General features: G+C 63.8%; 21 protein-coding genes, 1 tRNA gene and 1 pseudogene. 11 read left to right on the forward strand and 12 right to left on the reverse strand.

The window, feature by feature from the left end:
• Window positions 1–149: 149 nt before the first annotated feature.
• Window positions 150–638 carry an outer membrane protein assembly factor BamE gene (locus tag AC3D25_RS10265; protein ID WP_488888300.1) on the forward strand — a complete coding sequence of 163 codons (489 nt, stop codon included), beginning with the start codon at window positions 150–152 and terminating at the stop codon, window positions 636–638.
• A 29-nt stretch (window positions 639–667) separates the two neighbouring features.
• On the opposite strand, the gene hrpA is transcribed toward AC3D25_RS10265, so the two are convergent.
• Window positions 668–5,656, reverse strand: coding sequence for an ATP-dependent RNA helicase HrpA (gene hrpA, locus AC3D25_RS10270; protein ID WP_488888301.1), 4,989 nt, complete (start codon window positions 5,654–5,656; stop codon window positions 668–670).
• A 22-nt stretch (window positions 5,657–5,678) separates the two neighbouring features.
• Here hrpA and argA point away from each other — a divergent pair, with 22 nt between their 5' ends.
• From argA to proP, 3 genes are all read left to right on the forward strand, one after another.
• The gene (gene argA, locus AC3D25_RS10275; RefSeq protein ID WP_488888302.1) at window positions 5,679–7,049 is read left to right on the forward strand and encodes an amino-acid N-acetyltransferase; all 1,371 of its coding nucleotides are present in this window, start codon (window positions 5,679–5,681) and stop codon (window positions 7,047–7,049) included.
• Between the two features lie 68 nt (window positions 7,050–7,117).
• Window positions 7,118–7,390 (forward strand): oxidative damage protection protein, encoded by a 273-nt coding sequence (locus tag AC3D25_RS10280; RefSeq protein WP_488888303.1) that lies wholly within the window; start codon window positions 7,118–7,120, stop codon window positions 7,388–7,390.
• 651 nt (window positions 7,391–8,041) lie between these two features.
• Complete coding sequence (gene proP / locus AC3D25_RS10285) at window positions 8,042–9,523, forward strand: glycine betaine/L-proline transporter ProP (protein WP_488888304.1); 1,482 nt, start codon at window positions 8,042–8,044, stop codon at window positions 9,521–9,523.
• 117 nt (window positions 9,524–9,640) lie between these two features.
• On the opposite strand, the pseudogene AC3D25_RS10290 reads toward proP, so the two are convergent.
• The 4 genes and pseudogenes from AC3D25_RS10290 to AC3D25_RS10305 form a co-directional block, all read right to left on the reverse strand.
• Window positions 9,641–10,111 (reverse strand): annotated as a pseudogene (locus tag AC3D25_RS10290) (metallophosphoesterase family protein).
• A 63-nt stretch (window positions 10,112–10,174) separates the two neighbouring features.
• Entirely contained in the window at window positions 10,175–10,759 is a 585-nt protein-coding gene (locus AC3D25_RS10295) for a TMEM175 family protein (protein WP_488888305.1), read from the reverse strand.
• A 120-nt stretch (window positions 10,760–10,879) separates the two neighbouring features.
• Window positions 10,880–11,002: a hypothetical protein gene (locus AC3D25_RS10300; protein ID WP_488888306.1), complete on the reverse strand. Its 123-nt coding sequence runs from the start codon at window positions 11,000–11,002 to the stop codon at window positions 10,880–10,882.
• 96 nt (window positions 11,003–11,098) lie between these two features.
• Window positions 11,099–12,073: a ferritin-like domain-containing protein gene (locus AC3D25_RS10305; protein ID WP_488888307.1), complete on the reverse strand. Its 975-nt coding sequence runs from the start codon at window positions 12,071–12,073 to the stop codon at window positions 11,099–11,101.
• Between the two features lie 340 nt (window positions 12,074–12,413).
• On the opposite strand from AC3D25_RS10305, the gene AC3D25_RS10310 reads away from it, so the two are divergent.
• Window positions 12,414–12,498: transfer RNA gene (locus AC3D25_RS10310), tRNA-Leu, on the forward strand.
• Window positions 12,499–12,605: 107 nt separating this feature from the next.
• Window positions 12,606–13,013 (forward strand): hypothetical protein, encoded by a 408-nt coding sequence (locus tag AC3D25_RS10315; RefSeq protein WP_488888308.1) that lies wholly within the window; start codon window positions 12,606–12,608, stop codon window positions 13,011–13,013.
• A gap of 86 nt (window positions 13,014–13,099) precedes the next feature.
• On the opposite strand, the gene AC3D25_RS10320 is transcribed toward AC3D25_RS10315, so the two are convergent.
• Window positions 13,100–13,987: a class I SAM-dependent methyltransferase gene (locus tag AC3D25_RS10320; RefSeq protein ID WP_488888309.1), complete on the reverse strand. Its 888-nt coding sequence runs from the start codon at window positions 13,985–13,987 to the stop codon at window positions 13,100–13,102.
• Window positions 13,988–14,150: 163 nt separating this feature from the next.
• Between AC3D25_RS10320 and AC3D25_RS10325 the strand changes: the two genes are divergently transcribed.
• Window positions 14,151–14,957: a phosphodiesterase gene (locus AC3D25_RS10325; RefSeq protein ID WP_488888310.1), complete on the forward strand. Its 807-nt coding sequence runs from the start codon at window positions 14,151–14,153 to the stop codon at window positions 14,955–14,957.
• Window positions 14,958–15,039: 82 nt separating this feature from the next.
• A complete protein-coding gene (locus tag AC3D25_RS10330; protein WP_488888311.1) occupies window positions 15,040–16,239 on the forward strand; it encodes an MFS transporter in 1,200 nt (399 codons plus the stop codon).
• A gap of 19 nt (window positions 16,240–16,258) precedes the next feature.
• Here AC3D25_RS10330 and AC3D25_RS10335 read toward each other — a convergent pair whose 3' ends face one another.
• The 5 genes from AC3D25_RS10335 to AC3D25_RS10355 all read right to left on the reverse strand — a co-directional run bounded on the left by AC3D25_RS10335 (window position 16,259) and on the right by AC3D25_RS10355 (window position 18,583).
• Complete coding sequence (locus AC3D25_RS10335; protein ID WP_488888312.1) at window positions 16,259–16,696, reverse strand: response regulator; 438 nt, start codon at window positions 16,694–16,696, stop codon at window positions 16,259–16,261.
• A gap of 13 nt (window positions 16,697–16,709) precedes the next feature.
• A complete protein-coding gene (locus AC3D25_RS10340) occupies window positions 16,710–17,342 on the reverse strand; it encodes a response regulator (protein WP_488888313.1) in 633 nt (210 codons plus the stop codon).
• A 70-nt stretch (window positions 17,343–17,412) separates the two neighbouring features.
• On the reverse strand, window positions 17,413–17,988 hold the full coding sequence (locus AC3D25_RS10345) for a ferritin-like domain-containing protein (RefSeq protein WP_488888314.1): 576 nt from the start codon (window positions 17,986–17,988) through the stop codon (window positions 17,413–17,415).
• 244 nt (window positions 17,989–18,232) lie between these two features.
• Window positions 18,233–18,394 (reverse strand): DUF1328 domain-containing protein, encoded by a 162-nt coding sequence (locus AC3D25_RS10350; RefSeq protein WP_035936253.1) that lies wholly within the window; start codon window positions 18,392–18,394, stop codon window positions 18,233–18,235.
• Between the two features lie 12 nt (window positions 18,395–18,406).
• The gene (locus tag AC3D25_RS10355; protein WP_488888315.1) at window positions 18,407–18,583 is read right to left on the reverse strand and encodes a DUF1328 domain-containing protein; all 177 of its coding nucleotides are present in this window, start codon (window positions 18,581–18,583) and stop codon (window positions 18,407–18,409) included.
• 151 nt (window positions 18,584–18,734) lie between these two features.
• On the opposite strand from AC3D25_RS10355, the gene AC3D25_RS10360 reads away from it, so the two are divergent.
• Both AC3D25_RS10360 and AC3D25_RS10365 read left to right on the forward strand, forming a co-directional pair.
• Entirely contained in the window at window positions 18,735–20,240 is a 1,506-nt protein-coding gene (locus AC3D25_RS10360) for a sensor histidine kinase (RefSeq protein ID WP_488888316.1), read from the forward strand.
• 254 nt (window positions 20,241–20,494) lie between these two features.
• The gene (locus tag AC3D25_RS10365; RefSeq protein ID WP_488888317.1) at window positions 20,495–20,629 is read left to right on the forward strand and encodes an entericidin A/B family lipoprotein; all 135 of its coding nucleotides are present in this window, start codon (window positions 20,495–20,497) and stop codon (window positions 20,627–20,629) included.
• A 310-nt stretch (window positions 20,630–20,939) separates the two neighbouring features.
• Here the strand turns inward: AC3D25_RS10365 and AC3D25_RS10370 are convergent, their stop codons facing one another.
• Entirely contained in the window at window positions 20,940–21,722 is a 783-nt protein-coding gene (locus AC3D25_RS10370; RefSeq protein WP_488888318.1) for a DUF4397 domain-containing protein, read from the reverse strand.
• Between the two features lie 279 nt (window positions 21,723–22,001).
• On the opposite strand from AC3D25_RS10370, the gene AC3D25_RS10375 reads away from it, so the two are divergent.
• Window positions 22,002–24,023 (forward strand): 2,4-dienoyl-CoA reductase FMN-binding domain-containing protein, encoded by a 2,022-nt coding sequence (locus tag AC3D25_RS10375; RefSeq protein WP_488888319.1) that lies wholly within the window; start codon window positions 22,002–22,004, stop codon window positions 24,021–24,023.
• Window positions 24,024–24,147 lie beyond the last annotated feature (124 nt).

Here is a 24,147-nt window from a genome sequence, read left to right on the forward strand (position 1 = left end):
CGTGCGCGGCGCGAGGCTTCGTCGTTTCGCGCCGGTTGGCACGAGGCTTCGTCGTTTCGCGCCGGTTGGCGCGAGGATTCGTCGTTTCGCGCCGCGCCGCGCCGCGCCCAGCCGGTTTCAGCTAATCCAATCTCTACATCAAGACCTACATGAATTTAAATATCGAGGTTTTTCGCCGCCGAGGCGCAACAGTCGCATCGATCAGCATGCTCGGCGTCGCCCTTTTGCTTGGGGCGTGCAGCACCGGCAGCCACATTTCGGACGACGGCAAGAGCGACGTGATCGCATTCCGCCCTGCCGCTGAAGCACGCGTGCGCGGCGGCAGCTATCCGTTGACCGAAGCACTGCGCAAGCTGAAGCCGGGCATGACGAAGGACCAGATTGCAGGGCTGCTCGGCCAGCCGCAATTCAACGAAGGGTTTTTCGGCGTGCGCGAATGGGACTACCTGGTCAACGTAACCAATTCGGAAGGCAATCCGCAGTTGGTCTGCCAGTTGAAGGCCGTGTTCAACGGTAACGGCGCCGCGCGTTCGTTTTATCGGAAATGCGGTGGCGAAATCGAGATGCTGCGCGATGGCAAATGGCGCAAGCTGGAGCAGTCTGCGGCAGCAACAGCCGAGCCAACCGAGAAAGACTGAAGCCGCGCCCGATGCAGCGCGGCACCAAGTCAGCGCTGCATCGTTTCCCAGACTTTATGAAGCCGTTTGACGGAAATCGGCAACGGCGTGCGCAATTCCTGAGCAAACAGGGAAACGCGAAGTTCTTCCAGCAACCAGCGGTATTCGGTAAGTCGCGCATCTGCAACACCGCCCCGCTGCGCAATGGCGCGCTGATAGTTCTGGACGAGCGGCAGGAGATCGGCCGAAAGTCGCGCATCGCGCGCCGTGTCGGACTTCAGCTTGTCGATACGTAACGCGATCGCTTTCAAATAGCGCGGGAAATGCGTCAACTGCGCATACGGCGTGTCGATCAAGAAGCGCTTGCCGATCAACCCAGCCAGTTGCGTCTGCATATCAGCATAAGCCGCGCCGTAAGCCTTTGCCTGCACCAGTTTCTTCGAAACAGACGCATATTCAGCAAGAATCTGCCCTGTCAGCCGCGCAATCTCCTGCGCGAGCAGCGTGAGCCGGCTGCGACCTTCGTCGCGGCGTGTGTGAAAACTTACGTCGTCGGCGGGAAGCGGGTCTTGCAGGCACGCGCGATCCAGCGCCGTGTCGATAATCTGGTCGCGCAGTTCTTCCTGCGTTCCGAGCGCCATGTATTGCAGCGACATTTCCCGCAATCCGCTCAGATTGCGCTCCAGATACTTGATCGGCTCGCGCAACTGCAACCAGAACAGCCGCCGCAAGCCGGCGCGATGAATCCGCGCGGCTTCTTCCGGCGAATCGAACACTTCGACATCGCTGTGCGTATGCCGATCGACCAGCGCCGGATAGCCAAACAAAGTCTGGCCGCGTCGCCGGATTTCGAGCAATTCCGGCAGCTTGCCGAAATTCCAGGTGGTCAGATTCTCGTAAAGCGCCGTTCCGGACGGTTCCCTGCCCGACGCCGTTTCGGTACGCGGCGAAGGAACATCCGCGACGTCGCCCGCGGCGTCGAGCGTCACGCCTGCTGCGAGCTTCTGGAAGTGCTGCTGCGCCTGACCACCGAGTTCCGCCCGCAACTGCGCGAGATTGCGGCCCATCGCGAGTTGGCGGCCGTGTTCGTCGATGACCTTGAAGTTCATGAACAAATGCGCCGGCAGCGTTTCGAGCTTGAAGTCCGAGCCTTTCATCGCGACTTGCGTCTGTCCGCGAATATCCGCGATCAGCGCTTCCAGCAACGTCCCCGCGCCGAACTTCGGGCCGCCGTGACGCTCGGCGAAACCCGCCGCGAACTCCGGCAGCGGCACGCAATGCCGACGCAATTTCTGCGGCAGCGATTTGAGCAGCAGTTGCACTTTCTCCTTCACCATGCCGGGCACGAGCCACTCGGCGCGGCGGGCATCGACCTGATTCAGCCCGTAGAGCGGCACGGCGAGCGTCACGCCGTCGCGCGGCGAGCCCGGCTCGAAGTGATACGTCAGCGACATTTCGATTCCCGCCATCGTCATGCGCTTCGGAAACAGATCGGTCGTGACGCCGGCGGCTTCGTGGCGCATCAGGTCGTCGCGCGAGAGGAACAGCAGTTTCGCCTTGCCGGCCTTTTCCTCGTCGCGATACCAGCGCTCGAATGCCGCACCCGTATGGATGCCTTCCGGCACGAGCGAATCGTAGAAACCGAAAATCAGTTCGTCATCGACGAGCACGTCCTGGCGGCGCGACTTGTGTTCAAGCTGCTCGATATCCGCGACCAGCTTGCGGTTGTGCGCGAAAAACGGCAGCTTCGTCTCGAATTCGCCTTCGACCAGCGCGCCTCGGATGAACAATTCGCGCGCGCGCTTAGGATCCTGCCGCCCGAAACTCACGCGACGCCGCGCGTACACCGTCAAGCCGTGCAGCGTCGCGCGCTCGAATGCGGCAACCTGCGCGGCCTTCTTTTCCCAGTGCGGCTCGGACAGCGACTTTCGCAGCAGATGCGCGCCGACCTGTTCGAGCCATTCCGGCTCGATTTTCGCGATCGTCCGCGCGTACAGCCGGCTCGTCTCGACCAGTTCGCCCGCCATCACCCAGCGCCCCGCCTTCTTCAGCAGCGCGGAACCGGGCCACAGAAAGAATTTGATGCCGCGCGCGCCGAGGTAGTACGGCTCGTCGTCGGCTTTCAGGCCGACATTGCCCAGCAAGCCGGTCAGCAACGCGAGATGAATCTGCTCGAACGTCGCCTCGCTTTCGTTGAGACGCCAGCCAAGCTCGCGCACCACCGTCAACAATTGCGAATGCACATCGCGCCATTCGCGCAATCGCAGATGCGACAAAAAGTTAGCGCGGCACGCATCGGTCAACTGCTTGTTCGACTTCTTGTGCGCGATGGCGTCCTCGAACCATGCCCAGATCCGCGTCCACTGCAGAAACTCCGAGCGCTCATCGACGAATTTGCGATGCGCCTGATCCGCCTGTTCCTGCGCCTCGACCGGCCGGTCGCGCGGATCCTGCACCGACAACGCCGCCGCGATGATCAGCACCTCGCGCAACGACTGATGGTCGCGCGCGGCGAGAATCATGCGGCCGACGCGCGGATCGAGCGGCAGCCGCGCCAGTTCGCGACCGAGCGGCGTGAGCGCGTTGTCGTCGTCCACCGCGCCGAGTTCGTTCAGCAACTGATAACCATCCGCGATCGCGCGGCCCGGCGGCGGCTCGATGAACGGGAACGTTTCGATCGCCGTCAGATGGAGCGACTTCATCCGCAAAATGACGGCGGCGAGCGACGAACGCAGAATTTCGGGATCGGTGAAACGCGTGCGAAGCTGGAAATCGGCTTCTTCGTATAGCCGGATACACACGCCGTCCGCGACCCGTCCACAGCGGCCCGCGCGCTGATTCGCCGCCGCCTGCGACACCGGCTCGACCTGAAGCTGTTCCACTTTATTGCGATACGAGTAGCGCTTCACGCGCGCGAATCCGGTATCGACGACATAACGGATACCCGGCACTGTCAGCGACGTTTCCGCGACGTTCGTGGCGAGCACGATGCGCCGCGCGTTCGACGTGCGGAACACGCGCTCCTGCTCGGCCGCCGAGAGCCGCGCGAACAGCGGCAGAATTTCGGTATGCGGTGGATGGTGTTTGCGCAGCGCCTCGGCGGCGTCGCGAATCTCGCGCTCGCCGGGCAGGAACACGAGCACATCCCCGGGGCCTTCGCGGCACAGTTCATCCACGGCATCGACGATCGCTTCCATCAGATCGCGGTCGGTCTCGCGCGCGCTTTTCTGGCGCGGCTCCTTTTGCGGCGTGCCTTGCGCGTTCTTCACGGCCGGGCTGTCTTCCGCCACCGGCCGGTAGCGCACTTCCACCGGAAAGAGCCGCCCGCTCACCTCGATCACCGGCGCGGGTTTTTCGTCGCTGCCGAAATGGCGCGCGAAACGGTCGGCGTCGATGGTCGCGGAGGTCACGATCAGCTTCAGTTCGGGACGACGCGGCAGGATTTCCTTCAGATAGCCGAGCAGGAAATCGATATTGAGACTGCGCTCGTGCGCCTCGTCGATGATGATCGTGTCGTAGGCTTTCAGCAGCGGATCGGTCTGCGTTTCCGCGAGCAGAATGCCGTCGGTCATCAGCTTGACGGACGCGCCGGGCGAAAGATTGTCGGTAAAACGCACCTTGTAGCCGACCACTTCGCCGAACGGCGTGCCGAGTTCTTCCGCGATCCGCCGCCCGGTCGCCGACGCCGCGATCCGCCGCGGTTGCGTATGGCCGATCAGCCCCGCGCCGCCCGCGCCGAGCCCGCGTCCGAGCGCGAGGCAGATTTTCGGCAACTGCGTCGTCTTGCCCGAGCCAGTCTCGCCGCTCACGATCACGACCTGGTTGTGCTGGATCGCGTGCGCGATTTCCTCGCGGCGCGCGGAAACCGGCAACGCTTCGGGGAACTGGATCGGCGGAATCGGATTCGGCTCGACCACGCGACGTTCGCGCGGCGGGCGCTCGGCGGGACGGGTTGTTTCGTTGCGCGCGGGGCGGTTGGCGCCGGACGGGACGCGTGGCGTGGGAATCGGCTTCAACTGACGCGGCTTCTGGCTTGCGACCGGCGGCGTTTGGGCGCGCGCCGCCGACGCGTTCGGGCTTGCGCCCGCATCGCGTCTCTCGTGGCGTGAGCCGGACCCTTGCGGGCGGCGCTTTTCGGCTTCGTCGCGCGGATTCTGTGGCGCGCGCTTTTGAGATTGGTCACGCGGCGTCTGCGATGCGAGGTTTCCGGCTTCGTCACGCGGCGTCTGCGATTCGGGCTTTCCGGCTTCGCCGCGCGGCGTCTGCGGCGCGGGCCTGTCGGATTCCTCAGGCGACTTCTGCGGCGCGGGCCTGTCGGATTCCTCACGCGACTTCAACGGCGCGGGCCTGTCGGATTCCTCACGCGGATTCTGCGGCGCGGGCCTCTCGGCTTCGTCGCGCGGCTTTTGCGATTCAGGCTTTCCGGCTTCGTCACGCGGCTTTTGCAATTCGGAGCGTGCATACGACTTCGGCTGATCCGCGCGTGATTTCCGATGGTTGGAGCGGGTATCGGCGGTGTCGTCCCGCGTGACGGCCTGACGCGCCGTGTCCCGCGTAGGCAAAAACGCGGGCGATGCATCCCGGCGCTCGGTCGCGACAATCGGCCTAGCGACAATCGGCCCATCTACCGGTAGCGCTTTCGCGACCGGTTTTTGCGGCGTCTCCGGCCGCTTCGGCGCTGGACTCGCGGCAGGCGCTTGCACGCGCCGTCCATCCGATCCCGCCACGCCCTTTTGCGGCACCCGGGCGGACGAAGCCGAAACCGAAGATGAACCCGAACCCGACGCATCACCGCGCGTCGGCGGCTTCTGATTAGCAACAGGCCGCGCAGCAGATTCAGACGACCCCGCAGCCGCCCCGCCGCCCGCAAACCGCCGCGCGGCGGCCTCCTTCTTGCTCAACGCCGCACTTGCAGCGGCGTCATCGCCGTCTGGCGGTTGCGTCGCGGCCTCGCGCAGCAGACTGTCGCGCAGCTTTTTCAACTGGTCCTGGGGATCGAGCTTGTCCGCGTCGGCGCGGCGTTTGGAAACATTCGGCATAGCCTCGCATTATAATCCCCGCATGAATTCTCAAACCGACCTCCCCACCGCGCCGTCGCCGCTTCCCGCCGAACCGGAAGCGCCGAATCCGCACGCGCAATTCGTCGACTGGATGCGTTCCGTCGCGCCGTATATTCACGCGTTTCGCAACAAGACGTTCGTCGTGGCGTTCGGCGGCGAACTGGTGCAGGAAGGCCGGTTGAATGCGCTCGTGCAGGACGTCGGCCTGTTGCACGCCATGGGCATCAACGTCGTGCTGGTGCACGGTTCGCGACCGCAAGTCGAGGAGCAACTGAGCCTGCACGGCGTGGAATCGTCGTTTTCGCACGGGCTGCGCATTACCGACGCCCGCGCACTCGAATCCGCGAAGGAAGCCGCCGGCGAAGTGCGTCTCGACATCGAGGCAGCGATCAGCCAGGGCTTGCCGAACACGCCGATGGCGCACGCGCACATCAGCGTCGTGTCGGGCAATTTCGTGACGGCGCGACCGGTCGGCATTCTGGACGGCGTCGATTTCCAGCACACGGGCGTGGTCCGCAAAATCGACGGCGATTCCGTGCGCCAGTCGCTCGCCAGCAACAAGCTCGTGCTGCTCTCCCCGCTCGGTTTTTCGCCGACCGGCGAGGCGTTCAACCTGTCGATGGAGGACGTGGCATCGGCCGCCGCCATCGCGTTGCGCGCGGACAAGATCATTTTCCTGACCGAAACGCCGGGTCTCGTCGATGAAAACGGTGATCTCGTGCGCGAAATGTCACTCGACGACGCGTATCGCCTGCATGAAGGCGGCGAATTGCAGGGCGACGCCGCGTTCTATCTGAAGCATACGATCCGCGCGTGCCGGGGCGGCGTGGCGCGGGCGCACATCATTCCCTACGCGCTCGACGGCAGCGTGCTGCTCGAACTGTTCCTGCACGATGGCGTCGGCACGATGATCTCCTACGAGAATCTCGAAAGCCTGCGCGAAGCGACGCCGGACGACGTCGGCGGCATTCTGACCTTGATCGAACCGCTCGAATCCGACGGCACGCTCGTGCGGCGCGGACGACACCAGATCGAGCGCGATATCGACCATTTTTCGGTCATCGAGCACGATGGCGTGCTGTTCGGCTGCGCGGCGCTTTATCCGTACACGCAGGAGCGCATCGGCGAGATGGCGTGCCTGACCGTCGCGCCCGAAGCGCAAGGTTCCGGCGACGGCGAACGGCTCCTGAAACGCATCGAACAACGCGCGAGAGCGCGCGGACTCACGCACATATTCGTCCTCACGACGCGCACGGAACACTGGTTCCTGAAACGCGGTTTCGTAAAAGTGACCGTGGACGATCTGCCCGAAGACCGGCGCCGTCTTTATAACTGGCAGCGCAAGTCGCTCGTGCTGAAAAAGGCACTTTGATTATTTAATTCATGGCGTTACGCGTTTGGCGCGACGCCCGCACGACCCCGATACTGGAGAAACTGATAATGGCTCGAATGATTCAATGCGCGAAGCTCGGCAAGGAAGCCGAAGGTCTGGATTTCCCGCCGCTGCCGGGCGAACTCGGCAAGCGCCTGTACGAAAACGTCTCGAAAGAAGCGTGGCAAGGCTGGCTCAAGCAGCAAACCATGCTGATCAACGAAAATCGTCTGAACATGGCCGATCCGCGCGCGCGTCAGTATCTGATCAAGCAGACCGAGAAGTACTTCTTCGGCGAAGGCGCGGATACCGCTCAGGGTTACGTTCCGCCGCCGGCTTGAAACGCGCCGCGCGCCTCTGAATAACCCTCGAAGCCCCGCTCATGCGGGGCTTTTTTCTTGGCCCCGACACGATGTGAACGGGCGCCAAGTGACGCTATTCTGCGTCTGCCTAAAAACGCCGCTATCGCCCGTCCAGCAACGGTTTCACGTGATCCGAAACATGCCGCAGCGCAGCACGGTTTGCGAAACTTCGTGCATTCTGGTATCATCTTCTCGTTATCCACTGTCATTCATCTTCATTTCACGCACGCCTGACCGCCCTCGCGCAGTCTCGATTCGTGTGCTGTGCAGGATCTACAAAGAGGCTCGTCGGTCTTTAACGCTTTCCTAAAGCGAAAAAACCGGCCTTTTTCGTACCAAGCCTTCTTTCGAAGGCGCAGCGACTCTCTCGCGGCAATCTGTGTTATTCGGTTGCCGCCCGCTGCGTCAAAACTGGTGTTCCCCACCGAGTGCTTTTTCGCGACTTTCGCCGCGAGGCCCGTGCTTTTGCCGTTTTTTTCATCGCGAAACGCATTGGATGGTCGCCGCCTGGGTTTGTCTCCAGGCCATCGCGGCCCGTCACGAAACCGCACTCCATCGAAATCCGCCCCTGTTGGCGCGTTGGCCGCGTTCCTGAACGCCGCCGGCACTGAATATGGAGCTTTTCACCCTATGTCTGCGATTTACGACGGCCTCTGGCGCAAGCACGACCAAAAAACCGAATCCCGCGCCGAAACACTCAACATCGACGACATCACCATCGTCGATCAATCGCTGCTCAAGCGCGCGGTCGGCGCGATGGCGATCGGCAATGCGATGGAATGGTTCGATTTCGGCGTCTACAGCTACATCGCCGTGACGCTCGGCCGAGTTTTCTTCCCGTCCAGCAGCCCGTCGGCGCAGCTGATCGCGACCTTCGGCACGTTCGCCGCCGCGTTCCTCGTCCGGCCGATCGGCGGCATGGTGTTCGGCCCGCTTGGCGACCGAATCGGCCGCAAGCGCGTCCTCGCGATGACGATGATCATGATGGCCGTCGGCACGTTCTGTATCGGGCTGATCCCGAGCTACACGACCATCGGCATCTTCGCGCCGATCCTGCTGCTCGCCGCGCGCCTGCTGCAAGGCTTCTCGACCGGCGGCGAGTATGGCGGCGCGGCCACGTTCATCGCGGAATTTTCGCCGGATAAGAAGCGTGGCTTCATGTCGAGCTTTCTCGAACTCGGCACGCTCGTCGGTTACGTGCTCGGCGCGGGCGTGGTCGCCGTGCTGACCGCGACGATGACCGAACAGTCGCTGCTGTCCTGGGGCTGGCGCATTCCGTTCCTGATCGCGGGGCCGCTGGGTCTGATCGGCTTGTATATCCGGATGAAGCTCGAAGAGACGCCCGCGTTCCAGCGTGAAGCCGAGAAGCGCGAATCGGAAGCGCACGCCACGCCGAAACAGCAATTCCGCGACACGCTGATGAAGCAGTGGAAGCCGCTTCTGCAGTGCGTTGGCCTCGTGCTGATCTTCAACGTGGCCGATTACATGGCGCTCTCGTACCTGCCGAGCTATCTCTCGGCGACGCTCAAGTTCAACGAGACGCACGGTCTTTTCATCGTGCTCGTCGTGATGGTGCTGATGATGCCGATGACGCTCTTCGCCGGTCACCTGTCGGACAAGATCGGCCGCAAGCCGGTGATGATGGCGGGTTGTATCGGCTTGCTGGTGCTGTCGATTCCCGCGCTCACGCTGATCCGCATGGGCACCGTTCTGCCGATTTTCAGCGGCATGCTGATTCTCGGCGTGATGCTGTCGTGCTTCACCGGCGCGATGCCGTCGGCGCTCCCGGCGCTCTTCCCGACCAAGATCCGCTACGGCGCGTTGGCGATCGGCTTCAACGTGTCGGTGTCGCTCTTCGGCGGCACGACGCCGCTCGTCACCGCGTGGCTCGTCGAATCGAGCGGCAACCTGATGATGCCGGCGTATTACCTGATGGGTGCGTCGCTGATCGGAATCGTCTCGGTGCTCGCGATCCACGAGACGGCGAGGAAGCCGCTCAAGGGTTCGCCGCCGTCGGTCGGTTCGCGCTCGGAAGCGCACGCGGTGCTGCGCGGCGCGCGGCAAGCCGCCGAAATGGACTCGGCGCTACCGGAAGGCACGGCGCGGGCGTGATCGGGTAACGCGTTCGGAAGCCACGCAACGAACGCGACGCAATGAAGCAAAAGGGCCGGCCAGATAACCTCGCCGGCCCTTTTTGTTTTTTCCAAGCCACTGTGTTGCTGCGCGACGCTATTCGACCAGCGGCACGATCCGCGCGCGCATCGTGCCGTCTTCGATTTCGAGGAGTGCGAGCGTGATCGGCAACTTGAACCGTCGTGGCCCGGCGCTGCCCGGATTGACGAACAGCACGCCGTCGCGCGTTTCGATCAGCGGCTTGTGCGAATGCCCGGTCACGACGAGGTCGATGCCTTCGGCATGCGGATTTCGCGGCACATCCGCGATATCGTGGACGACGAACACCGTCTATCCCCAGAGCACGATCCGCTCGGATTCGCGCAGCGCCCCCACGCCGCCGCGCGCGTCGTTGTTGCCGCGCACGGCGGTAAGCGGCGCGATTTTCGCGAGCGCGTCGAGCACTTCGGTCGCGCAGATATCGCCCGCGTGGACGATATGCGCGACGCCGCGCAACGCGTCGAGCGCTTCGGGCCGCACGAGGTTATGGGTATCGGAGATCAGACCAATCCGAACAATTCCTGCCATGGCGCGCCTCGCTCAACAAAGTGAATCCGAGCGTAGCACGCCGCGCGTAGCACGCCGCGCGCGTCAGGTTTCTTCGCTCGTCAGCAGCTTCTCGACCCGGCGGTCGGGCACGAGCCAGACAATCGCCATCGCCGTGTAGAGCGCCGCCGCGACCCAGGCCTGCCAGAACGACACACCGATCGCGAGCAGGTAGACCACCACCGAAAGTTTGCCCTTGCGGTCCGCGCCGAGCGCCCGTTCGAGCATCGTGTTCGAGCCGTGCATCGCGATCAACGCGCGCGTCAGGATGTAATACGCGACCGCCGCCATGAACAGCACGAGGCCGTAGAGCGCGGTCGGCCATGCGGCCATATGGTTTTCGCCCATCCAGTTGGTGGCGAATGGAAAGAGCGAAAGCCAGAACAGCAAGTGCAGGTTCGCCCACAACACCGAGCCGTTCACGCGCTGCACGGCGTGCATCAAATGATGGTGATTGTTCCAGTAGATCCCGACGTAGATGAAGCTCAGCACGTAGGCGCAGAGTACGGGCAAAAGCGGCACGAGCGCGTCGAGATCGCCGCCGTGCGGGACCTTCAGTTCCAGCACCATGATCGTGATGATGATGGCGATCACGCCATCGCTGAATGCCTCCAGCCGGTTCTTGCCCATCGTCGGTCCTCGGTCCTCGGTCGCGTGAAGCGCGTGGCGAGCGGTGCAAGCTCGCGTCACTACGCTTTTCAGCCGCCGATTATGCGGGAGCCGTTAAGGCTTGTCGATGAACGTCGCGGATCAACCCGGCACGGTGGAATGGAGCCATTGCAGCAACTGCAAGCCCGCGCCCGCCGCGACGATGCCAAAGCCCAGACCGAGGCGCGTGCGCATCCGCCAGACGCCGATAGAAGCGGTTTTCATGGGTGTCGTCTCCTGTTGTCCTTGCGGTGTCGATCGCGGGCCGATAGCCGGATACCCCGCTCCGGCCCGGCCCGCGCGAGCACGCGCCTTATCCGTTCAGACGAACGCGCTGCTCATCTTCAGGGTGCCGTTCACGCCGGCCGGGAAGAACCCGCCCTTCGCGACCGCGCCCTTGTTCAGGTACACGATGTTCAGCACGTCGTCGTAGCCGCGGCTAAACGCGATACCGTTGGCGTCGAGCGGCACGATGTTCGAAATGCTCGCGTCCGCGCCCTGAATGCCCTGATCGACGTCGGTCGATGAATCGAGCGAATCGCGGGCGTCCGAGATGGCCTGGACCGCCGTGAAAATCGACGGCGTCTGGATGCCTTTCGCGTACAGCACCGTGCGTACCAGCCCCGCGTGATAAGCCTCGGCGGCGAGAATGCCGGCAGCGGCCTCCAGATACGTCTTGTTCGTGATGAGCGGCGCCGCGCCCTTGTACGCGGTCACGCCGACATCCTCGAAGATGAACGCCCCGAGCAGGAACGTTTCGTCGTTGAGGTAGGGGTTAAACGCGGTGCCCGCGGGCACGAGACCCGCCGCTTGCGCCGCGAGCGAGAACGCGCCGTTCGGATCGGTGCCGCCGACATCGAGCGCGGGCATCGCAACCGCCGATCCGCCGAGCGCCGTGCGCAAGAACGTGACGTGCTCGAGTTCGTCGCGGGCAATTTCCTTCGCATAGGCCGCGACGACCGGATCGGTGAAGGTCACCTGCATGCCGGGTATCACGGTGCCGGGCGTGCCCGCGCCGCTCATCAGGTTCGCCGGCAGGCCGGTGCCGTACACCGCGTACTGATAGAAAGAGGCTTCCAGATATTCGAGATTGAGCGCGAAGTTAAGGATATCGGGATCGCTCGGACCCGACGCCGCGACCGCGTTATCGCCCGATCCGCCGCCGCACGCGCCGAGTATCGTCCCGCCGACGAGCCCAAGTCCCAGCCCGCCCGCGCTCCGGAAAAACTGCCGCCGTTTCGCGAGCCGCTCCGAGCGGCGCTGCAGTATTTCAAGCTTCGATGAATCGTCAGACATGGTTATCTCCTTGACCTTCTTTGGTTTGGCTACACATGACGAGCGCGCACGGCGTCGCCGTTTCACGAAAGACGTGAGACGTCGCTTGATGCGTTTTTGCGTGGTACGGCGGCCGTTGCTTCGGTACAGGAAGACGATGACGCCGGGCAGTCAGCCGGAGCCGCTCAGGAGGGCTGATCATCGTAAGAGTGGATACGCGCTCGTTCGCCTCGATGGATGCGCATCGGGTGAAATATATTTTCGCGCGGTGGCGACGACGACTGCGCCGCTCACGTTCTGCTCGCGCGAGGGGCTCAGCAATTGGCCCGTCTGCGGCGCAATGGTAGAATCGCGTCCGCCCGCCGGGGTGATGAAATTGGTAAACATAGCGGACTTAAAATCCGCCGCCTAACGGCTTGCCGGTTCAAGTCCGGTCCCCGGTACCAACAGTCAGCCGATGGTCACGCGCCCCCGCGCACGAGCCGCTCGCGAACGTCATAATCGCGATCGAGCCTGTCGCACGCAGCCGCGTCCATCCCACTCTCAGAGCCGCATGACGATCCGATCCCCGCTCCTCGCTTTCGTCGCTTTCGTGCCTCTTGCGCTCGTGCTCGGCAGCACGGCCGGTTGCACGACCGCGTACACGAACGCCAGTCTCTGCAAGCAGAAGATGATCGCGACCTACCCTGAGTCGGAGCCCGAGTTGTCGTTCGACCGCACGAAGATGGCGATCCACGGGTCGCGGATCGTGGTCGAGGCGACCTATCAGAACGTCGTGAAGACGCTTGTCGTAACCAAAGAGAAGAACGTCGAGACGCGCACGGTGAAGGCCACCCGAACGGCCGCGCCGGCGGCCGTGGAATGCACGTTCGAGGGCGCCACGCTGACGAGCTTCCGCTGGCTCGCGCCGCAAAAGTTCGCGTGGGTCTACGACCCGCAGCCGCCCGCCGACGACGAATAAACGCGCCTCGCGCGCCCGCAAAAAAGCCGCCTGAAATTTTTCAGGCGGCTTTTCACATTCTGCGCGGGTTGAATCCCGTCGCCGTCCTAACGCGGCAACCAGCCGCGCACGGCACGCAGCGGCGCCGTCACGCGATAAGAAACCGATCCCGATAGCAGCGACGCAAGATTTTCCGCGTTCGCCAATCGCGCTTCGAGGTCGATATTGTGACGGCGCAGCGCGTCGAGTTCGCGCGCGCTTTCCGATACGGCCGTTTGCAGTTCCCAGCGTTTCAGGACCGACTCGCCCAGATTCGCGAACGCCTCCTTCAGGCTGCGGCGCGCCGCCGGATCCTGCCAGTCGTCGACGATGCGCGTCGCCGCCTTCGGCACCTCGCGGCCGACGAACAGCACGCCGAGGCCCGCAGAGTGGTCGAATTCGATATGCGGATACGACTGGCTGATCTCCGCCCAGTAGCGCCAGACGCCGAAGCCGCGCTCGCGCACGTTCGTATCGTGGAACAGAACCACCGCGCGGTCCGAAAGCTTCGGCAGCCACGTTTCGAAGTCGTGCTTTACGGCGTCATAGGTGTGAAGACCGTCGATATGCAGCAGATCGACGCCGCCATCCGGGAAGTAATCGCGCGCTTCGTCGAAGGTCGTACGCAAGAGCGACGAGAAGCCCGCGAAATGGCGCGCGTTGAACGCCGCGAGGTCGTTATAGACGTCGTCGCCGTAGAAACCCGCGTGCTCGTCGCCCTGCCAGGTGTCGACGGCATAGCAGCGCGTCGGCAGTTCGCTCGCGGCGACCGTCTGGCAGAACGCCGCGTAAGACATGCCGAAATGCGAGCCGAGTTCGACGAAAGTTTGCGGGCGCATCGCGTCGATCAGCCACGCGCCAAACGGGATATGTCCGGTCCAGGCGCTCGGCACGAGCCGTTGCGGCCTGATGAACATGGCCGTGCTGACGCCGAAGGAAGGCGGTATGTAGCTCATTGCAACACTCAGTAAGAATTTATGACCGAAATCTGTGCGCAAATTATAACGAGATCAGTCAATTTTCCATGTTTCGGATAGTCGGCGATCCTTACAGGCCCTTGCCGCCCGCACGTTGCACACTTTCGGTAAGCTGCACGTTCATCTCAATGCGGAGAAACGCATGCTGCTCGCTCAGATCAGTGACACGCATATCAAGATGCCCGGCGCGCTTGCCTACGGACGCGTCGATACCGCGACGTGTCTCGCGCGCTGCGTCGATGCGTTGAACGCGCTCGATCCGCGTCCCGACCTAGTGCTCATGACAGGCGATCTGGCCGATAGCGGACGGCGCGAGGAATACGAACACCTGCGCGCCCTGCTCGCGCCGCTGCGCATTCCGTACAGGCTGCTGGTCGGCAATCACGACGCGCGCGAGCCGTTGCGCGAAACCTTCCACGATCACCCCGAACTTCATGGCGAAGGCGAGTTCATCCAGTACGCGTTCGATGCCGGACCGCTTCGCGTGATCGCGCTCGATACGCTCAATCCGGGCGCGAGCGGAGGACGCCTGTGCGATGCACGGCTCGACTGGCTCGCGCGCCAGCTCGATCGCGCCGGCGCGCGTCCGGTGGTCATCGCGTTGCATCATCCGCCGTTCGACTGCGGCATCCGCTATCTGGATCGCGTGCGTCTCGCGCCTGCCGACAGTGCGCGTCTCGCCGCGCTGCTTACGCGCTACCCGAACGTCGAGCGCGTGCTGTGCGGCCACGTACACCGGCCGATCGCCGTGCGTTTCGGCGGGACGCTCGCGTGGTGCGCGGCGTCGACGGCGCACCAGAGCACGCTCGATCTGCGCGAGGCGAGCCCCGAAGCGTTCGTGCTCGAACCGCCCGGCTACTCGCTGCACCTGTACACCGAGGCGGCGGGTCTGGTCACGCATCACGCGTATGTGGAGCCCGGCGCGGGGCCGTTTCCGTACCGGGACTAGCTCCAAGCCCGACGAGCACGGCCCGGGCGTCTCCAGTATGATCGGCGACGCTCTGCCGACCCCGCCACGAACCCGCCACTTCATGTCCACGACGACTTCCCAGCCGCATCAGCACTATTCCCGCGCCACGCTGTGGCTGCTCGCGACCATCGCGGGCGTGTCGGTCGCCAATATCTATTTCAACCAGCCGCTCCTCGACGACTTCCGCGCGTCGTTTCCCGGCAGTGCGTATCTCATCGGCGCGGTGCCGGCGGCAACGCAACTGGGCTACGCGCTCGGCATGCTCGTGCTCGCGCCGCTCGGCGACCGCTTCGACCGGCGGCTCCTGATCCTGCTGCAACTTGCGGGTCTGGCCGCGGCGCTCGTCGTCGCGACCGCCGCGCCGACGCTTGCTGTTTTGATCGCGGCGAGCCTCGCGATCGGCGTGGTCGCGACCATCGCGCAGCAAGCCGTGCCGTTCGCCGCCGAACTCGCGCCGGCCGCCGAGCGCGGCCACGCGGTCGGCACGGTGATGAGCGGATTGTTGCTCGGCATTCTGCTCGCACGGACGGTGTCGGGCTTCGTGGCGGAATATTTCGGGTGGCGCGCGGTGTTCGGCGCATCGGTCGTGGCGACGCTGGTGCTCGCGGTCGTCGTGGTTGCGCGGCTGCCGAAGAGCAAGCCCACCTCGACGCTGCCCTACGGCAAGCTGCTGGTGTCGATGTGGCATCTGGCCGTGGAAAACCCCGCGCTGCGCGAGGCGTCGCTGACCGGCGCGGCGATGTTCGCGGCGTTCAGCATCTTCTGGTCGGTGCTCACGTTGCTGCTCGCGGGCGAGCCGTTTCATCTCGGTCCGCAGGCGGCGGGCCTGTTCGGCATCGTCGGCGCGGCCGGTGCGCTCGCCGCGCCGCTCGCCGGCAAATCCGCCGATAAACGCGGGCCGCGCGCGGTGATTTCGCTGTCGATCGCGCTGGTGGCCGTGTCGTTCGTGATCTTCGGCTTGTCGGGGCGCAGCATCGCCGGTCTCGTGATTGGCGTGATCGTGCTCGATGTGGGCGTGCAGGCCGCGCAGATCTCGAACCAGTCGCGCATTTACGCGCTCAAGCCGGAAGCGCGCAGCCGCGTAAACACGGTCTATATGGTGGCGTATTTCATCGGCGGCGCGGCGGGGTCGGCGGTGGCGTCGCTTGCGTGGCACGCGCTCGGCTGGATCGGCGTGTGTGCCGCCGGATTGCTCGCGACGGCGCTCGCCGGGTTCAGCCACTGGCGCGGCCGCGCGGCGGCATCGGCGTCGATGGGATAGAAAAGTTAGACGGAAAAGCTCAGGCGCGCTCGCGCGCGTAGGCGTGCAGCGCGTCGATCACGCGGTCGAATTCGAGCGATTTATCGTAGAAATGGCGCACGCCGTATTGCAGGCAGCGCTCGCGATACGCGGGTAGCGCGTGATTGGTCAGGACGGCGGCGAAGGTGGATTCGACAAGCCCCGCTTTCTGCAGATACGCGAGCACTTCGACGCCGGAGCCGTGCTTCAGTTGAAGATCGACGACGATCGCGTCGAAAGTTTCGGCCGCGAGCAGCGCGATGGCGTCCGCGGGCGACTCCGCGAATGCGGCGACCCGCAACTGGCCCGACGCATCGATCGCCTCGACGATACTGCGCCGGATCAGCGCTGAATCTTCAATCAACAGAACCCGCAACGGTCCACACGCCGAGGCGCGCGACGCGTCCGGGTCGTCGTCGGTGGTGGTGTGTTGGCCCACGGCGGGCGCCCTCCTACTCGATCAAACCGTTCTTGATCGCGTAATACGTGAGATCGGCGTTGTTCGCGAGGCGCATTTTTTCGAGCACGCGCGCGCGATACGTGCTGACCGTTTTGACCGACAGATGCAGCTCGTCGGCGATCTCGGTCGGAATCCGCCCGCCCGCCAGCTTGCAGAAAATCTGGAACTCGCGCTCGGATAACGTCTCGTGAGGCCGCTCGGAGGCCGGGCGATCCAGCTTGTCCGCGAGCGCATCCGCGATAAATTCCGACAAATACCGGTGCCCGCGCGCAACCGTCCGAATTGCACGGACGATCTCCTCCGGCGCGGCATCCTTGTTCAGATAACCGTTCGCGCCCGCGCGCAGCAGATTAATCGCGTACTGGCTCTCCGGATAACCCGACAGCATCAGCACGCCCTGCTCCGGGCGCAACTGCTTAACGACGCGCAAGGTATCGATACCGTTCTTGTCCGGCATCGCGATATCCAGCAGCACGACGTCGAACGCCTGCTCGCGAACGAGCGCGATGGTTTCATCGCCCGTGGAGGCTTCCGCCGCCACTTCCATGTCCGGTTCGTCGGCGACGAACTGCCGGAAACCGCTCCGCACGATCGCGTGGTCGTCGGCTATCAACACTCGAATCATCTGCGCTCTGGTGGTCCGTCTACGGTCTTGCAGGCGCTTTTCGCGCCTGCGTTTCATCGATCGATCGCGCTCAGCCGTCGCGGCCTTCCAGCAGGTCGGCCATGTCGTCGGCGTGTTCTTCTTCCACCGCGAGGATGTCCTCGAAGATACGCCGCGTCGTGACGTCCTTGTCGCCTAGATATCGAATGATTTCGCGATACGTGTCGATCGCAATCCGTTCCGCGATCAAATTTTCACGAATCATGTCGATCAGGTTGCTGCCTTCCTTGTACTCGGAATGCGAGCGCGAGCGCAGGCCGTCGGGCGCGAAATCCGGCTCGCCGCCCAGTTGCACGATGCGCTCGGCGAGCGTATCGGCGTGTTCCTGCTCTTCCTTCGCGTGTTCGAGGAATTCAGCGGCGACAGCCTCCGAATGGATGCCCTTCGCCATGAAATAGTGGCGCTTGTAGCGCAGCGTGCAGACGATTTCAGTGGCGAGCGAATCGTTCAGCAGCTTCAGGACGACCTCACGGTCGGCGCCGTAACTCGCCGTGACCGGACCTTCGTCCATGTGCTGGCGCGCGTCCGAACGGATTTTCTCGACGTCGAGGACAAACGCATCATGCGACTGGCCCGGCGCGACTTTTGCAGCAGACGATTTCGACATTTATTGCTCCTGGAATTGGGTTGAGGACAGACGGCAGGCAACGCGGATCGCCACGAGGTTCGCCGTTCCGGGGCGCGCGGCGCGCCCGTTGCCGCATAGCGCTAGCGCGGCGCGCTTTGAGCGCTTCGCCGGAACCGCATGCACGTGGCGTGCCCGCCCGTCGCGAAAGACGCAAAAAAGCGGGCGAGTTTTGTTGCAGGCCGGCGGCAAACCCGCCGCAAGCCGCGCCCGCATGAAGCCCACGCTACGTCCGAAACACGCCCAGCAGCAGCGTGACGACAAATACGACCAGAAAAATGTAGAACAGGATCTTCGCGATTTCGGCCGCACCGGCGGCGATGCCGGTGAAGCCGAACACCGCCGCGATGATCGCGATGACAAAAAAGATGGCGGCGTAGTGCAGCATGACGACTCTCCGCTAATCGACGACTTTTTTCGTAATGACGAACCCGAGCACCAGAAACACGGCGCACAGGATCAGGAACAGCACGAACAGGAACTTCGCGATGCCCGCGGCGCCCGCCGCGATGCCGGTGAAACCCAGCAAGCCGGCAACCACCGCGACGAGCGCGAAAAACAAGGCCCACTTCAACATGATCGTTTCCCCGCATAAAAGTTGGCTGACGAAACCATGGTAGACACCCGCGCGGCGCGGCGCATCCGGGCAGGCTCCTTTTTTGCTGTAGGAGAGCGCTGACAGCGGCTTTCAATCGACCCCGACCATGTATGAACACGCACGAACACGCATGAGCACTATGACTGAGGCCACCCGCGCGTATCCAGCGCAACCCGCATCCGACGATGCCGAATCCGGCAACGGCCGCCGCGCCACACGCTTTAACGAGTGGATGCGCCGCTGGAGCTGGGCGGTCGCGATGACGGTCGCCATCGTCATCACGGTGGGCGGGCTGGTGATCCTGGAATCCGGACGCATGCGGATCGCGGCCGAGTACGAAACCGCGCTCGACGCCAAGGGCGCGACCACGCAACTGACCGCGCTCGCCGCCGTTATCGCGACGCTCGCCGCCGACGAACGCGCGTTCGCGCTCAAGCCGGATCCCGCTTACGCCGAGCATTTCCGGCTCAGCGCGGCGAGGATTCGCGCAACCGTCGGGTCGCTCGACGGTTACTACCGGCAGAAAGCCGACGACACCGCGCTCGCGAGCTTTACGCAGATCAGCGCCGCCGTCGAAGCGCAGGTTGCATCCGGGCTTGCCGCGCTCGACGGCACGCACGCCGCTCCCGAAGCTGCCGCGCGCATCCGCGAACTGGGGCTCGCCGCGCCGCCAGCGGGCGGGATCCTCGACAGCACGCTTGCGCTCTTGCGCCTGAACGAGGAACGCCGTGCCCAGCGCGCGCTCGACCAGAGCCGCGCCGATCAACGCATTTCCACATTCTGCGTCGGCGCATTGTGCGCGCTCAATATCGTGCTGTTCCTGCTGCTGTTCCGTAATCTCGGCATTCAGCTCGACAAGCAGGATCGGGTGCAGAAGAAGCTCATCACGCAGCAGGAGGAGCTCGATCAGCTCGTGTTCGAGCGCACGCGCCAGCTCGAAGCGCTTGCGTGGCATTTGCAATCGGTGAGCGAAAACGAAAAGACGGAACTCGCGCGTGAGCTGCACGACGAACTCGGCTCCATCCTGACCGCAAGCAAGATGGACGTCGCCTGGGTGAACAACCGGCTCAAGGCGAGCGAACCCGCGATGTCCGACAAACTCATGCGCGCGATCGCCAATCTGGATCAGGGCATCGCGCTCAAGCGGCGGATTATCGAAGACATGCGGCCGACCGTGCTCGCCAACTTCGGGCTGGTGACGGCGCTGCGCACGCTCGGCGACGAAGCCGCCCAGCGCAATGGCTGGACGCTCGAACTCGCGCTCCCCGACGACGACGTCAAGCTCGGCGAGGAAATCGAGATCGCGCTGTTCCGTGTCGGGCAGGAGTCGCTCACGAACGCCGCTAAATACGCGCGGGCGCAACGCATCACGATTGCACTCACGCTCGACGACCACAACGTCACGCTGCATATCACCGACGACGGCGTCGGCATCCGAGCGCAAGACCTGAGACGCACGCACACGCATGGTCTCCTGGGCATGCGCCAGCGCGTGAGCGCGCGCGGCGGACGGATCGAAATAGAACGGCGCGTGCCGCACGGCACGAGCATTCTCGCGACGCTGCCCCGCGCGCGAACGGCGAGCAACGAGTCAAACGGCACGCCCCGGACAACCACGCTGCGACCCGCCGCGTAGGAGGACGCCGACAGCAATAGCGGACACCGCCGACACGAAAAACACGGCCACGCCTACAGCCTCGCCTCGACCGATTTTTTATGATTGTTCAAACCGGTGTAGTCGATCGAAGGGCTTTGAGAAGCGCGTCCTTCCTGGTCGGTTAGAACCAATGCCTGACGACGCGCAGTGCGTCCAGGCTGATCCAGATCACGATGCGCGTGTTGTCTCGCTTCTGCCGCGAAACGCGCGCTTTTCACTCAAGGGGAACACTCATGACTCGAATTATCGCTTTGCTGCTGATCGCTGGTTCTGCTGCACTTGCCGCCTGCAACACGGTTTCGGGCGCGGGCCAGGACATCTCGAAGGGCGGCAACGCCATCACCAACTCCGCCGAAGAGCACAAGTAAGCGCTCGGCCTCGCGGCCTTCGGGCCGCCCGGTTTCTGTCGACCCGTCGCGCCACGCGGCGGGTTTTTTTTCGTCTTTGCGTTTCTTTTCGTTTCGCGTTTCTTTTCGCCTCGCGTTTCTTTTCGCCTCGCGTTTCGCGTTTCGCGTTTCGTGTCACGTGTCTCGCGCTTCACGCCTCCCGCTTCGGCCGGTCGAAAAAAAAACGGCGGACCGCTCGATGCGGACCGCCGTTCCCTCTCAGCTTATCGTCCGCCGCTCGATGCTACGGCGGCGCTCTCTTTATCTTTTGGTTGTTATTTAGGTCACGCGGTTATTTCGTGTCCGGCAGTTCGATCGTCGGATTGTTCATGTTGCCGCCCTGCGAGACGAGCAAGCGGATGCTTTCCGGGATCACCTGGCTCAACGCATTGCCCGACGGCAGCGTAGTGATGAGCCAGTCGGCGTTGTTGGTGAGGTCGAAGGAAGCGGACTTGTACACCGGCGTCTTCGAACCGGCCGCCGTCGCGACCAGTTGATACGTGCCGCCCGACACGTAGGTCGAATCCTGGGTCGTCGCCGGTACGGCATTCTTGAACGCGAGGCTCGGCATGGTCGGGCTGACGGTGTTGATGTCCGTCCCCGGCGCCACCAGATACAGATCCAGATTCTGCGCATTTGCCGACGCGTTGAAGCCGCGTACGCGCGCGCTCGACGACAGCAGGCCCTTGTCGAACGGATCGTCGATCACGGCGATGGACGGCAGGAAGCCCGCATCCGGCAGCGCGATCACCGTGTATTCATGGCCCTTCGCGGCATTCGAGATGCTGGTATCCGAGGCTAGTGTCGTGGTCTGCCCGTTGGCGGTGTACGAGAAGTTCTGCTGTCCGGTATCGATATTCGCGAAGTTGGTGGAGGTCTTGTAAGCCAGATTGCTCTGAAGCACCTTCCCGTTGACGTAAAAATCAACGTTCGGACCGCTCGGGATGGCGTGGACGAAATGGACTTCCGGGTTCGTCAAGCCGAGTTCCTTGCCGAGATCGTCGGAGCCGCCGCCGCATGCGGAGACCAGAGACGCGACGCCCGCCATCGCTGCCATTGTTCGGATGAGCTTCATATTTCCACCTTTATAAATTTGCGTCAGACGTTATCCGGGCACCCCGCCCGTTTTGTATGTATCCCGTAGTGCCCGCTGGCCGAAATCCACGAGCACTGTTTGGGTGCATGGCTTTAGCAACGGCCGTGCCGCTGGCATTGGAGGGATCGCTCGATATTCGTCAGACGGTTGACTGGCGGGGTCGAAACGGGTTTTAGAGATAGCCCTCGAATCGGCGGGAATGAGCGCGCATGGCCGGGGTGTATTGTTCGAACCCACCACTTTTACAAAGCGTCCCGCATGCCCTACCCAAATCTGCTTGCCGAACTCGATCTCGGCTTCACGCGGCTGCGCAACCGCGTGGTGATGGGTTCGATGCACACCGGCATGGAAGATCGCTTCTGGCACTATCGTGAGCTTGCGGAATACTTTCGTGAGCGAGCGCGCGGCGGCGTCGGACTCATCATCACGGGCGGCATTTCGCCGAATCGCGAAGGCTGGCTGCTGCCGTTCGGCGGGACGCTGAATCACTGGCTCGACGTGCCGAATCATCGGAAGGTGACGCGCGCCGTGCACGAAGAAGGCGCGAAAATCGCGCTACAGATCCTGCACGCCGGGCGCTACGGTTATCAGCCGTTCGTGGTGTCGGCCTCCGCGATCAAATCGCCGATCTCGCGTTTCACGCCCCGCGCGCTGTCGCTTCGCGGTATCGAGCGGACGATCCGCGCTTACGTGCGTTGCGCGCGGCTCGCGAAGGCGGCGGGCTACGACGGCATCGAGATCATGGGGAGCGAGGGTTATCTGCTGAGCCAATTCATGTGCCCGCGCACCAACCGTCGCGACGACGATTACGGCGGTCCGATCGAGAACCGGATGCGGCTCGCGGTGCAGATCGTCGAGCGCGTGCGGGCGGCGCTCGGCGAGGCGTTTATCGTCGTGTACCGGCTGTCGGTCATCGATCTCGTTGAAGGCGGCACGACCTGGGCCGAAACCGAGACGGCGGCGCGCGCACTCGAAAAAGCGGGCGTGACAATGTTCAACATAGGAATCGGCTGGCATGAGGCGCGCGTGCCGACCATCGTGACCTCTGTGCCGCGCGCGGCGTTCGCCGGTCTCGCCGCGCGGCTCAAGCGCGCGGTCAGCGTGCCGGTGATCGTGTCGAACCGGATCAATACGCCGCAGGTGGCCGAGCAGTTGCTCGAAGACGGCGCGGGCGATCTCGTTTCGATGGCCCGACCGCTGCTCGCCGATCCCGATTTCGTCGTCAAGGCCGCGACCGGCCGCGCGGACGAGATCAACACGTGCATCGCGTGCAATCAGGCTTGCCTCGATCACACGTTCCGCAATCAGCGCGCGACGTGTCTCGTCAATCCGCGCGCCGGGCGCGAGACGCAGCTCGTCTATCGCGCCACCGCCGCGCCGCGCGAGGTCGCTGTGATCGGCGCGGGACCGGCGGGTTTGTCGGCGGCGACCGTTGCGGCGTCGCGCGGGCATCGCGTGACGCTGTTCGACGCCGCCGAGCAGATCGGCGGCCAGTTCGATCTGGCGCGCCGGATTCCGGGCAAAGAGGAATTTTCGGAGACCATCCGTTATTTCGCGAGCCAGATCGAGCGGCATCAGGTGACGCTTCGCCTCGGCACCCGCGTCGATCCGGCGCTGATCGACGCCGGCCGCTTCGACGACGTGATCGTCGCGACCGGCATCGCGCCGCGCCGCCCGGCGATTCCCGGCATCGACGGGCCGAATGTCCTGTCCTACGTCGATGTGCTGCGCGGCGCGGCGGTGGGCGCGCGGGTCGCGGTGATCGGTGCGGGCGGGATTGGTTTCGATGTGTGTGAATTCCTGCTGCATCATGCGGGCGACGCACTTCCGCAAACGCGCGAAGCGTGGTTCGACGAATGGGGCGTGGAAATGGAAGTGGCGTCGCGCGGAGGTCTGAAAACGCCCCTCGGGCGAGCGCCGGCGCGTCAGATTTTTCTCTTGCAGCGTAAGGCTGGCAAGCTGGGCGCGGGGTTGGGGAAAACCTCCGGCTGGGTGCATCGGGCGACACTGCAGCGCAATAGCGTGACCATGCTCGATGGCGTGACGTACGAGGAAATCACGGCGCGTGGCGTGCGGATATCGCGTAACGGCGAATCGACGTGGCTCGATGTGGACACGGTTGTGGTTTGCGCGGGGCAGGAATCGCTTGCGGAGTTGCATCGGCCGGTGCAGTCGGGTGCTTCTATGCGCTTTCATGTTATCGGCGGTGCTAAGTTCGCGGCGGAACTCGATGCGAAACGCGCGATTCGCGAAGGGGCGGAGGTGGCCGCACGGCTTTAGCGGCCGTTGGAAATAACGGGCTGCGATTTTTTTGGGGCGTGGTGTTGCCTTGCAGAGTGTGGCGTGGCCTTCCGTGGTGTGGCGTGGCTCCGCTCGTTGGCTTGCTTGCGCTGCTTGAGAACTT

It is taken from the genome of Caballeronia sp. SL1002 (assembly GCF_057814995.1).

Coding starts and splice junctions, on each gene's coding strand:
- AC3D25_RS10265 (WP_488888300.1), top strand. CDS start 150: ATGAATTTAAATATCGAGGTTTTTCGCCGCCGAGGCGCAACAGTCGCA.
- hrpA (WP_488888301.1), bottom strand. CDS start 5,656: ATGCCGAATGTTTCCAAACGCCGCGCCGACGCGGACAAGCTCGATCCC.
- argA (WP_488888302.1), top strand. CDS start 5,679: ATGAATTCTCAAACCGACCTCCCCACCGCGCCGTCGCCGCTTCCCGCC.
- AC3D25_RS10280 (WP_488888303.1), top strand. CDS start 7,118: ATGGCTCGAATGATTCAATGCGCGAAGCTCGGCAAGGAAGCCGAAGGT.
- proP (WP_488888304.1), top strand. CDS start 8,042: ATGTCTGCGATTTACGACGGCCTCTGGCGCAAGCACGACCAAAAAACC.
- AC3D25_RS10295 (WP_488888305.1), bottom strand. CDS start 10,759: ATGGGCAAGAACCGGCTGGAGGCATTCAGCGATGGCGTGATCGCCATC.
- AC3D25_RS10300 (WP_488888306.1), bottom strand. CDS start 11,002: ATGAAAACCGCTTCTATCGGCGTCTGGCGGATGCGCACGCGCCTCGGT.
- AC3D25_RS10305 (WP_488888307.1), bottom strand. CDS start 12,073: ATGTCTGACGATTCATCGAAGCTTGAAATACTGCAGCGCCGCTCGGAG.
- AC3D25_RS10315 (WP_488888308.1), top strand. CDS start 12,606: ATGACGATCCGATCCCCGCTCCTCGCTTTCGTCGCTTTCGTGCCTCTT.
- AC3D25_RS10320 (WP_488888309.1), bottom strand. CDS start 13,987: ATGAGCTACATACCGCCTTCCTTCGGCGTCAGCACGGCCATGTTCATC.
- AC3D25_RS10325 (WP_488888310.1), top strand. CDS start 14,151: ATGCTGCTCGCTCAGATCAGTGACACGCATATCAAGATGCCCGGCGCG.
- AC3D25_RS10330 (WP_488888311.1), top strand. CDS start 15,040: ATGTCCACGACGACTTCCCAGCCGCATCAGCACTATTCCCGCGCCACG.
- AC3D25_RS10340 (WP_488888313.1), bottom strand. CDS start 17,342: ATGATTCGAGTGTTGATAGCCGACGACCACGCGATCGTGCGGAGCGGT.
- AC3D25_RS10345 (WP_488888314.1), bottom strand. CDS start 17,988: ATGTCGAAATCGTCTGCTGCAAAAGTCGCGCCGGGCCAGTCGCATGAT.
- AC3D25_RS10350 (WP_035936253.1), bottom strand. CDS start 18,394: ATGCTGCACTACGCCGCCATCTTTTTTGTCATCGCGATCATCGCGGCG.
- AC3D25_RS10355 (WP_488888315.1), bottom strand. CDS start 18,583: ATGTTGAAGTGGGCCTTGTTTTTCGCGCTCGTCGCGGTGGTTGCCGGC.
- AC3D25_RS10360 (WP_488888316.1), top strand. CDS start 18,735: ATGAGCACTATGACTGAGGCCACCCGCGCGTATCCAGCGCAACCCGCA.
- AC3D25_RS10365 (WP_488888317.1), top strand. CDS start 20,495: ATGACTCGAATTATCGCTTTGCTGCTGATCGCTGGTTCTGCTGCACTT.
- AC3D25_RS10370 (WP_488888318.1), bottom strand. CDS start 21,722: ATGAAGCTCATCCGAACAATGGCAGCGATGGCGGGCGTCGCGTCTCTG.
- AC3D25_RS10375 (WP_488888319.1), top strand. CDS start 22,002: ATGCCCTACCCAAATCTGCTTGCCGAACTCGATCTCGGCTTCACGCGG.